This window comes from Bacillus sp. IT-79MI2 (genome assembly GCF_949768135.1).
GTDB lineage: Bacteria > Bacillota > Bacilli > Bacillales > Bacillaceae_G > Bacillus_A > Bacillus_A pseudomycoides.
Window position 1 is genome coordinate 1 of record NZ_CATKPV010000087.1, and the last position, 11282, is coordinate 11282.

The following is an 11282-nucleotide window of genomic DNA, read 5'->3' on the forward strand; positions in this document are numbered from 1 at the left end:
TTACGTTGGTTTGCTACTTTTTCATGCAACTTAGCTACCCGAATACGTTGCTTATTCCAACGCTCTGAACCTTTTGTGCGTCTTGATAATACTCGTTGGGCCTTTGCTAATCTTTCTAATACTTGACGATAGAAGTGAGGATAATTGGCTTTCTCATTCTCACTACTAACATATAATTCAGACATAGCAAAGTCTAATCCAACAACAGTTTCCACTTCTTTTTGCACGATTTCTTTTTCATACTCAGTCAAGATAGACACATAGTATTTCCCAGTCGGTGTCATGGAAATCGTACATGACTTAATCACATGGTCTTGGGGTATTTCTCTATGTTGTTTGATCTTTACAAGCTTCAATTTCGGTAATTTAATATGACCATTCAGCAACATAATATTTCCGTTGACCATATTCATTGTATAAGATTTTCTATCCTTTTTGCTTTTGAACGTCGGGAAGTCATTTTGACCACTAAAGAAATTTTTATACGCAGTTTGCAAGTTTAATTGAGCATTCGCTAATGCTAATGAATCCACTTCTTTTAACCATTCAAACTCTGTCTTGTACTTTGCAGGAGTAGGAAATTCTTGTTTCTTTAGTTCTTCCTTATTCCCTCTGTGTTTCTCATACACTTCTTTTCGTTCAGCCAACATCTTATTGTATACAAATCGCACACACCCAAAAGTTTTACGTATAAGATGGGCTTGTTGTTCTTTTGGATACAAACGAAATTTGTACGCTTTATTATGTATTGTCATATCATTTCACCTCACTTTTCACCTTGACTTTCGATATACTTTTTTACTATTTCTATTGGTGAACCACCAGTAGTGAGTAAGCAAAAACTTTTTGACCAAAACATCTCTTTCCAAAGTTTCTTTTTCACTTGTGGAAAGTCTCTCTTGATGAGTCGGGAACTGGCACTTTTATACGCATTGATGAACTTTGTTATTTCTGTATTCGGATGTGCTTTGAATAAAATATGAACATGGTCATTGTCATGATTCCACTCAACTAAAGTTATGTTATAGCTTTCTGAAATCCTTATAAACATATCTTTTGCATAGTCAGACATATCATCATCAAATACATTTCTTCTGTATTTCACAACTAATATAAGATGATAATAAAGCGAGAATACTGAATGATTATTACTATCTAAATTCATTGATATACCAACCTTTATACTTTATAAGACTGATTATATCAAAGCTAAAATAAAAATAATAGCAAGTACTTTTTGGCTAACGTCAAACCGAAATTCATCTCCCACCTACCGTTGGGCTATCGCCCTGCACACGCTTGAGGAAGGAGAATTCTTTCGGATAAAGCGTTAAACTTACTAGTAAAGTTGCGAATAAAAAACGTATTGCTCATTAGATTGAGAATACGCTTTTATTCACTAATATAGGCCTAGTTTCCAGAAAGAGTTAGCTGCCACGAAACACCAAACTTATCTTTTAACCAACCGAACTTCTTACTGAATGGATAAGCTGCTAGTGGCATTAAAACTTCCCCTTCTTCTGCTAGCTTATGAAAAACTTCATCAATTTCCGCTTCTGTATCGCAATTTACATATAGCGACATTGAAGGAGTAAATGTAAAGTCATGCTTCACATTACTATCAATACACATAAACTGTTGGCCATTTAATGTGAATGTTGCATGCATGACAGTTCCTTCTTTGCCTGGTCCATTTGCATCATAACGAGAAATAGCTATAATTTCCGATTGATCAAATAAGGAGGTATATAAAGTCATCGCTTCCTCAGCATTACCATCAAACATTAAGAAAGTAGTGATTTTTTGTTTTGAATTATCCAATTAGAAACATCTCCTTTATATAGATACACATGAATTTGTTGGCTTCCCACAAACAAGAACATAAGTTCTTATGATTTTATTTTCCTCAAAAGAGATTGAATTGTCAACCTATAATAAGTTCTAAGTTTTGAAAGAAGAACAAATTGAAATATAATACAACTTATCACAACAAGGGTTTTTAAGCCTACAATACTATATAGCATTCCGCCCAAAACAGGAGCTGCTACATTTGACAATGCTTGAACACCATTCACAATACCATTTGCTTGCTCCAGTTTCTTTTCCGTAATTACATTATCCTGCCACTTTAAAGCACAAAGATAAAAAAGTCGTTTTCCTTCTAGAAAGGAAAACGACTTTTCATTCTTAACACATACTCAGCATTAACGCCCTCGTCTTTGCTGTCCTTGCTTTGTACTGCTTTTCTTTTTACTTGGTTTATGAAATGATTGCTGCTTGCCATTTTGGGATCCTTCGCGATTATCTCTTTGACGATATTGACCTGTTTTCTTTGGTTTCTTTGCGTGCTCTTTTTTCTTTTGTTCATCTTTTTCAGTTGCTTGATGTGCAGGTAGTTCCAACTCTTGTCTCTGCAATGTTGCACCAATACCTTTTTCAATCTCTTTTAAATACATTTCATCTTTTGGAGCAACAAATGTAATCGCAAGGCCTGATCCACCAGCGCGTCCAGTTCGGCCAATTCGGTGAATGTAACTTTCTACATCTTCTGGAATGTCATAGTTAAATACATGCGTTACACCTTCTACATCCAATCCACGAGCTGCCACATCTGTCGCAATTAAATATTGAATTTTCGCATCACGGAAACTCTTCATTACTCGTTCACGTTTCCCTTGCGATAAATCACCATGAAGTTCATCACAATTATAGCCATACCCTTTTAAATCATCATATAACTTACTGGCTCTCCGCTTTGTACGACAAAAAATAACTGCTAAAAACGGCTGATCACGGTCCATCACATGACGCAACGCATCTTGCTTTGCACGGTCTGTCGTTTCAATCACACGTTGCTTAATATTATTCACCGTTACTTCCGCACTTTGAATTTGAATCATCTCAGGTTCTTTCATGTAACGCTTCGCAAGTTTTTTAATATCTTTTGGCATTGTCGCTGAAAATAACATCGTCTGTTTACTCTCAGGTGTTTCTTCTAAAATGTCTTCTATATCATATAAAAAGCCGAAATGAAGCATTTGATCTGCTTCATCTAATACAAGCATAGAAACATTGGATAATACAATCGTTTCGCGGCGTAAATGGTCTAATAAACGTCCTGGTGTTGCCACAACAATGTGCGTATTTCCTTTTAACTTTCTCATTTGCTGCGCAACATCTTGACCACCATATATCGCAAGAACATTGATATTTTCTTGATGAACAAGCATTTTTTCAATTTCAGTTGTAATTTGTAGTGCTAATTCTCTAGTTGGTGCAACAATTAAAGCTTGTACATCACTTGAAGTAGGATCAACTTTTTCTAAAATTGGTAAGACAAATGCAAGTGTCTTACCTGTACCAGTTTTGGCTTGCCCAATTATATCTTTTCCAGCCATAACAACTGGAATTGCTTGCTCTTGAATTGGCGTCGCTTCAGCAATCCCGTTCTCACGTAATGTATGATTAAATGTTTCACTAATTCCTAACTCTAAAAAGTTTTTCAAACAGATCACTTCTTTTCCTTATTTTTCACATTAAGCTCTCATTGTACCATTTGTTACGCTAAATATAAAAAATAAGATAATTCTTATCTCCTTTTTTCATACTCACTATGAATGATTGGGATTAGTTCTTTCTGTTTCTCTTTTGATTTTGTTAGCAATTTCATATTTGAAGGTGACAAAATCAGCCTCTTGATTTTCCGATTATTCCAAATGAGCCATGTATACCTTGTATCTTCATGTACATCTCAGAACCATTCTTGTTCACTTAGCTGCGCAATATGATATTTTAATTTCGCGTCAGTCCTCGGATAGAACAGAATAATATCGGCTATTACATCAAACAAAAGCCATATGTTTTCTCCCCCCCAATATTCTTGTTGTTCATACTCATATGAGTATGAACAACAAGAAAGAAATGATAAAAAGGGTTATTTTGTCGATTGTTTGTCTATCCTTTTAAAAAATCTATATTTTCAAGCGCATTTACATAATGTTAAATATACTTTTACAAAATTAATGAAAAAACGAAATAAGGAGTGATTATATGGAGAAACAGAAACTATGGAAAAAATTAAATGAAGGTGCAACAAAATTAGGAAAATCCGGTGTGTATGAGAGCATTATTTTATATTACACTTTAAAAAAGAACGGACTGCCTACTAAAGCCAAGATAATTATATTAGCTGCGCTTTCCTATTATGTATGGTCAATCGATTTCATCCCAGATTTAGCAGCTATTATTGGAATCGGCCTGTTAGATGATGCTATCGCAATTGCTTGGGCACATAGATATATCATGGTACATACAAATGCAGAAATTCGAGAAAAAGGAAAAGTAAAGATGGAATCCTTATTTGGAGCGACACATGCATAATGCATCAAACAAGAAAGACGGTCTTCATAACCGTCTTTTCTGAACTATACATGTACTTGTTCTATCTGCATTTGTAAGCAATCCAACATTTTTTTCATTTCACGTTCTTTATAATGATTTAAGCAAGCCATTTGAATCCAGTTATTTTGTTGTAAATAGGTTGATTCATAATGGGTAATAAACCCTTGCAATGCTAATGAATCTCCTACTTTCTTAGAAGAAAGTTTTTTATCTAATACAATTGTAAGAATGATAAATGAAGCATGCTCTTTTGGAGATACGAGTTGTAATCCCATATCGGTAACAGCTTCTTCCATAAAAGCATATGTTTGATATATCTTCTTATACTCATCTTCATCTTCAAATTTCTTTAGCGCTTCTTGTAATGCATATATTAAATTCCAAGATTGTGAATACGATACACTTCCATTCTCCTCATACATTCCTATGTCCATGTAGGTAGGTAATGTTTCGTTTGCAGTCACAATATGATTGTAAAATACAAAAGAAAGTCCAGTGTATGCCCCAATCGCTTTTCCACTAACCCCGCTGGCAAAATATATATCTTCTAGAGATAATGGTATTGCTCCAATAGAACTAATACAATCTACACATAATTTAACATCGTACCTTTTGCTTATTCTAATTAACTCGTCTAAATTATTTAGCATACCCGTAGATGTTTCATGATGAACAAACCATAGCCATTCCTATTTTTGATTTTTCACTAATTCCTCTATTTCATTGTATAAAAATGGTCTTCCTGTTTCTCTTTCATATGTATCAAACGATAAGTTTGCTCGAATCGCCTGCTTGACTAAACGATTTCCAAACTCACCATTTGTTAGAACTAATCCACATCCCTTTAATAACTTTAGCTGTAAAGCGATTGAATCATTTGCTAATGTACCCATCCCAAGCATAATTTGCACTTGCTTAGCTTTTGTCATTTGCAATAGTCGTTTTTTCACGTTCTCCATTGCAGTTTTAAATTGATTGGAACGATGTGAAATTGGATTAGAAGCAAATGCTTGCTGGACGTTTTCCCCAATCTCAACAGGGCCTGGTAAAAATGTGTATTCTTTTGTTATCACATTTATAATACTAGATTGTTCAAACATTTTTGGAGTAATATACATTGGCTGGAATGCTGCTTGCTTTGTCCCAACTAATGTATAAAAAGGGCGAAAACCTATTTGTTCATAAAGTGCTAACTCACGCGTTGTTGCTGAAATGAGCGCTAAATCATACCCATTTAGAAGTAAATAGCGATGCAAAAGTCGAATCAATCCGAGTAAAGCTCTTCCGTTTCGATATTCTCTCTCCACAGCTAATAAACGAATTTCATATACACGATCACCACATTTTGGTAACCACTCATCTAAATGAGGTATTTTTTTATCTAAAGAGAATGGCCGCTTTCTTCGCACCGCAACCATTCCTACTAATTTTTGACCATCTAAACATATTAAATACGTATTTTCTTCATGAAACGAATCTATACGTTTGCGCTCTTCTGTTTGTTCATGTTGCGGAATCTCCTCTACGAATGTTTTATAGTTTAGTTTATGAATACTTTCAAATTCCCAAGTTTGATCAGCAATTTTATACATTAACCCCATGTTTTAATCCCCTTTATTTTCTATGTGCATACAAAATCAATATAACCATGCAAACACTTAATACAATCGCTCCCATAGAATAAGAGTATGCAATCATACAAAGTGGTAAGCAAGCGATTGTAATTAAACCAGCCTTTGTGAAACTCTTAAAAATGGAATAACACAAAATAAATACAATCACCAGAGTAAGTGCTATCAAATAATTGAACACAACCATTCCGCCAATAAATGTCGAAATTCCCTTTCCACCTTTATATTTAAAGAAAATTGGATATATATGCCCTACCACAATTGCTAGTAACGAGAGTAATAGAAGTATAGAATCCCCAAATAAGATTCTTGCTATATAAACAATAATTGCCCCTTTTAGCGCATCTCCCAAAAATGTTGCAATAAAATATCCTTTCCCATATAAACGCCCCATATTCCGTGCACCAGGATTCCCACTACCAACCTCTCGAATATCCATCCCGTATTTCATTTCACCCTCTTCTATTGATAAAATGAATTATTAAACCATCAACACGTAAAAAATTTTTTATAAAGTGAAACTTTAATCAGTTGGCGGTCTTACTACCTATTAAGGCGGGATAAAGAAATCTCATCCCTTCTTTTCCAAAAATAAAACGCTATAATTATATAAACGATAGCTACCCCTATACCAAATTCCGTTGTAAATAATTTCGTATATTGTTTGTTACTCGTTCAAGGATCAAATAAAAGTTGAAGAAAGCAGTTATGTGCCGCATGAATCATAACGCCAGTCCATAAACTTCCTGATTTCATCCTTAACCAGGTTGTAATCAAACATACGGAAAATATACTTACTGTAAAAAAGAAAGGATAGGAATATCGAAACGCCACTATTATAATCACTAAAAAACAGTAGCGGATAATGATATAACCCTCAAACAACCCCAATCATGAAAGAAGTGATAGACTAGTTGCCTATCACTCAAATCCATATCTGTATGATTTCTTCGTATTTCTCATTCTTACGCATTCACAGAATCTTGCTCGCCATCACCGCTCTTTTCAACCTCAATCATATTTTTATCGTACATTTTAAAGAATGGTAGATAAATAAGGAATGAGATTGCTATATTAATGAAGACTAATACAACAGCTCTCCAGTCCCCACCCGTAGCTAAATACGCACCAATTGGGGCTGGCAATGTCCACGGCGGCATAATATAAGTCGCAGTCACAAGTCCCATTGCAGTTGCAGTATAAGCAATGGTTGCAGTCACTAGCGGTGTAATGATAAAAGGAATAATTAAGATCGGATTTAATACAATCGGAAGTCCAAATATAACTGGCTCGTTAATATTAAAAATACCAGGTACAATACACGTTCTTGAAAGCGCTTTAGAATATTTCGATCTACCGAAGACGATCATAGCTAATACGAGCCCTAGTGTAGCTCCGGAACCGCCAATCCATATAAACCATTGGTATAATGGTTCTGGTGCAATAAATGGTATACTGTTCGCTCCATCTGCAACTGCAGCAGAGTTTTTACCAAGATAAACCTCCCATAAAGGACGGGCAACTGTACCAACAACGGAAACACCGTGAATTCCAAAAGACCAAAAAAATGTAATTAGAAATACTGGTAAAATAACTCCAAAATAACTATCACCAGCTTTTACTAATGGTGCAGCTAGCTTATCAACTAAATGATGTAAATCAATGCTAAAAACAACAGTAATAATACTCATAATAATAATAACGAAAGCAGCAGGTATAAGTGCTTCAAAAGAACGAGATACAGACGGTGGTACTTGCTCTGGCATCTTAATCATTACATTTTTCGTCTTACAGAATCTCAAAATCTCAACCGATAAAATAGAAACAATCATTGTAACAAATAACCCATGTCCCCCAAGGTTTGTCATTGGGAGCATAAATCCTTTCTTATCAATTAATTCAGGGGTCAATGTAAGGAGCAAGGAACAAACTGCAAGCTGCGCTCCTGATAAGGCATCTAATTTGTAACTTTTCGCCAAATTATATCCAATACCAAAGGCGATATAGAGCGACATAATAAACATCGTTAACCGATACGGTATTAAAATACTCGTTTGATGCTTAGCCGCCCATAGTGAAATAAAACTATCCTTTGGAAGAGGTGGAAATGCTACTATTAGAAAGAAACTTCCTACAATAATAAACGGTAACGCTGAAATAACACCATCACGAATTGCTTGTAAATGTCTTTGCTCAGAAAGCCTTGCCATCGGACTAGATAAGTTATTCTCAAGAAATGAGATAAACTTATTCATACTACTCTCCCTCCTAATGAATGAGTTCTTGCACTACTTTTAATAACGTCGGACCACCAAGTGGTGTATAAGCCTGCGGCGGAATCACACCACAAGGAACAGACTGCTCATCTGCTATTTTTTTCACTGCATCAAATCTATGCCTTATTTGCGGAGCAACCATTACTACGTCCCAACCATTTTTCACCTCTTCTTCCACTTCACTTGTTCCAATTGCGTGTACATCCATACTAATTCCTTTTTTCTCCGCTTCTTTTTTTAAAGCGTTTACAACAATTGAACTGGACATTCCTCCAGAACATACAAATAGAACCTTCATTTCATAATCCTCCTATATGCTTTAAGTAATTTTCATCCTTTTCCAAGGACTGTCAAACCATCAATGAAAGGAAGCTTCACGTTATTAAAAATCATATGAGGTATGTAGACAAATTAGTTCTGACGAAATGAAATTTCAGTAAAAATATTTTTTATTTTAAATAAAAGTTTCAGCTCTCTATTTTCTCAATTGTGAATCTTACATTCACATGATATAGTAGTCTCAATAATAGAATATGTAAGGAGGCGTACGATGATTTTTAGAAAATTATTGATGAGTTGTTGTAGCGTCATCTTGATTATTCTCTTCCTGTTCATAAGCTCTAAGTCCACACAAGCTGAAGTACCTACTACGTATCAAAAACATGAATTACGTGCCGCATGGATTGCATCTGTACTCAACATTGATTGGCCCTCTAAGCCAGAATTACCTATCGAAAAGCAGAAACAAGAATTTATCAAACTACTAGATGATATAAAAAATCTAGGCATGAACGCAGTTGTTGTTCAAATTAAACCAACCGCAGACGCTTTTTACCCTTCCCGATACGGTCCTTGGTCCGAATATCTTACAGGCGTACAAGGTAAAGACCCTGGCTATGATCCGCTTGCATTTATGGTTGAAGAAGCCCATAAAAAAAACCTTGAATTTCACGCATGGTTTAATCCTTATCGAATAACCATGAACCACACAAATTTAAATCAATTAATAGAAAATCACCCCGCTAAGCAACATCCCGATTGGGTTGTATCTTATGGAGGAAAACTATACTATAATCCCGGTATTCCAGAAGTGAAAAACTTTATAATCGAAGGAATATTAGAAGTCGTACAAAATTACGACATTGATGCCGTTCATATGGATGATTATTTTTATCCCTATAAGGTAGCTGGGGAGGAATTCCCAGACCAGGATACCTATGAAGTTTACAATAATGGAAAATTCACTAACATTGGAGACTGGCGTCGCGATAATGTCAACCAACTTGTAAGTGGTTTAAATACCGCTATTAAACAAGAAAAATCTTATGTCAAATTTGGAATTAGTCCATTTGGTGTATGGCGGAATATAGCTGACGATCCAACCGGTTCTAATACAACTGCTGGACAAAGAAATTATGATGACCTATATGCTGACACACGAGAATGGATCCAAAAAGGGTATATTGACTATATTACACCGCAAATCTATTGGAATATCGGTTTTGCACCTGCAGCATATGACGTTTTACTAGATTGGTGGGTAAAAGAAACAGAAAACAAACCAATTCACTTATACATTGGACAAGCTGCATACAAAATTAATAATAACTCAGTCCCCGCTTGGTCAAACCCTGAAGAATATCCAAGACAAATTGCATTAAATCATCAATTTTCACAAATAAAAGGTAGCATGCATTTCAGCTTAAAAGATATTAATAGTAATCCATTAGGAATAAAAAATCGACTACAAAAAGACATTTATAAACACCCTGCATTAATCCCGCCAATGCCTTGGCTAGATCATGATCCACCTAAACACCCCACTTTAAAAGGTGCTATTGTAAGAGATGAAGGTATCGTTTTAGGCATTATTGATGATAGAAACAACGACTCTGCCTATTACGCCATCTACCGAGTAAACGGAAAGAATGAAGTCGATATTCAAAATCCTGAGAATTTACTTACTACTGTACGAAAAACAAAACCTGGAGAAATTTATGTAGATAAGACGGCAGTGTCTGGTAAGACGTATACGTATGTGGTGACTGCTTTGGATCGGTTGCATAACGAGAGTATCCCTTCTAGCAAAACTACTATACAAGCGAAGTAATCATAAAATCCCTCACTCTATATATGAGGGATTTTACCTTACGCATATTCAAAAAACAAACTCCCCAGGCTTAGGAAGGGTATGCATTAACTATATTTGATCTGTTCATCCATTTTTTCATGTTATATGGTTCTAATAGGGTTAAAGGTAGTATCCGGCGATATTGCTATCATGTACCTTTAAACGTTTTTTCATTAACATATGAATCTTTCAGCCTGCGGATTCCACTCTCTTGCGCAAAAAAACATATGTACTAGTTCCCTTCAACGATTTTAATTTTAATTTTTTATATTATGCAATACAGTAGATTTTTATGTCAAGAGATGTTTTGAAAAACAAAGAAGACTGCATATTTAATTTTTATTGATAAATGGAAATTATCGGGGTTTATTAAAATACAACACCATTCTTGGAAAATTGCACGCTAAGGACTAGAAAACGTTGATATAGTTTTCTGAACAAATATCTCTTAACGTACAACAAAAGATGTATTTTGTGTTAAAACGTATAATTTTCTCGAAAGAATATAGTACTTCATAAGTACTCTGTATATCAAACTGCTTTTTTCAAATATTTTAAGTAGCAATCCTTTCAATTTCCCCTTATCATTATGCTACTGATAATGATATGTTATATTCTCCAAAAGTATTTAAGATGTTATAGAGTGAAATATAATAAAAATTTTAAACTATAGAAAATGTGCTTGTTTAGTACACAATAAAAGTGATTTCTATGCATATTTGGTACTGCAAAATTTAATAATCTATCAGATTTGCATGATTTTTTTATATCTATATGCTGCAATTCCAACTAAGGGTAGAATGAATATATGTTAAAACAACAAAAACCTCTTGAGTACATGAC

10 protein-coding genes and 3 pseudogenes are annotated in these 11282 nt (G+C 34.7%); 2 read left to right on the forward strand and 11 right to left on the reverse strand.

Annotated features, from left to right (window positions below):
* From ACM6HU_RS22610 to ACM6HU_RS22635, 6 genes and pseudogenes are all read right to left on the reverse strand, one after another.
* The coding region (locus ACM6HU_RS22610) for a transposase (protein WP_275857800.1) at positions 1-755 on the reverse strand (755 nt) is incomplete at its 3' end.
* An 11-nt stretch (positions 756-766) separates the two neighbouring features.
* A complete protein-coding gene (tnpA, locus tag ACM6HU_RS22615; protein ID WP_016114876.1) occupies positions 767-1165 on the reverse strand; it encodes an IS200/IS605 family transposase in 399 nt (132 codons plus the stop codon).
* A 245-nt stretch (positions 1166-1410) separates the two neighbouring features.
* Positions 1411-1821, reverse strand: a complete 411-nt coding sequence (locus tag ACM6HU_RS22620; protein ID WP_016114875.1) for a VOC family protein — start codon at positions 1819-1821, stop codon at positions 1411-1413.
* 146 nt (positions 1822-1967) lie between these two features.
* A pseudogene (locus ACM6HU_RS22625) lies at positions 1968-2114 on the reverse strand (MFS transporter); the annotation flags it as partial.
* 90 nt (positions 2115-2204) lie between these two features.
* Positions 2205-3515, reverse strand: coding sequence for a DEAD/DEAH box helicase (locus ACM6HU_RS22630; RefSeq protein WP_016114874.1), 1311 nt, complete (start codon positions 3513-3515; stop codon positions 2205-2207).
* Between the two features lie 74 nt (positions 3516-3589).
* Positions 3590-3859: pseudogene (locus tag ACM6HU_RS22635) on the reverse strand (hypothetical protein).
* A gap of 191 nt (positions 3860-4050) precedes the next feature.
* On the opposite strand from ACM6HU_RS22635, the gene ACM6HU_RS22640 reads away from it, so the two are divergent.
* The gene (locus tag ACM6HU_RS22640; protein ID WP_016114873.1) at positions 4051-4380 is read left to right on the forward strand and encodes a YkvA family protein; all 330 of its coding nucleotides are present in this window, start codon (positions 4051-4053) and stop codon (positions 4378-4380) included.
* A gap of 44 nt (positions 4381-4424) precedes the next feature.
* Here ACM6HU_RS22640 and ACM6HU_RS22645 read toward each other — a convergent pair.
* The 5 genes and pseudogenes from ACM6HU_RS22645 to ACM6HU_RS22665 form a co-directional block, all read right to left on the reverse strand.
* Positions 4425-6002, reverse strand: a pseudogene (locus ACM6HU_RS22645) (aminotransferase class V-fold PLP-dependent enzyme).
* A gap of 13 nt (positions 6003-6015) precedes the next feature.
* Entirely contained in the window at positions 6016-6483 is a 468-nt protein-coding gene (gene plsY, locus ACM6HU_RS22650) for a glycerol-3-phosphate 1-O-acyltransferase PlsY (RefSeq protein ID WP_414848461.1), read from the reverse strand.
* Positions 6484-6707: 224 nt separating this feature from the next.
* On the reverse strand, positions 6708-6878 hold the full coding sequence (locus tag ACM6HU_RS22655; protein WP_353778769.1) for a type II CAAX prenyl endopeptidase Rce1 family protein: 171 nt from the start codon (positions 6876-6878) through the stop codon (positions 6708-6710).
* 119 nt (positions 6879-6997) lie between these two features.
* A complete protein-coding gene (locus ACM6HU_RS22660; protein ID WP_016114867.1) occupies positions 6998-8287 on the reverse strand; it encodes a PTS sugar transporter subunit IIC in 1290 nt (429 codons plus the stop codon).
* Positions 8288-8300: 13 nt separating this feature from the next.
* Complete coding sequence (locus ACM6HU_RS22665) at positions 8301-8606, reverse strand: PTS sugar transporter subunit IIB (protein ID WP_016114866.1); 306 nt, start codon at positions 8604-8606, stop codon at positions 8301-8303.
* A 252-nt stretch (positions 8607-8858) separates the two neighbouring features.
* Between ACM6HU_RS22665 and ACM6HU_RS22670 the strand changes: the two genes are divergently transcribed.
* The gene (locus ACM6HU_RS22670; RefSeq protein WP_016114865.1) at positions 8859-10418 is read left to right on the forward strand and encodes a glycoside hydrolase family 10 protein; all 1560 of its coding nucleotides are present in this window, start codon (positions 8859-8861) and stop codon (positions 10416-10418) included.
* Positions 10419-11282: the final 864 nt, after the last annotated feature.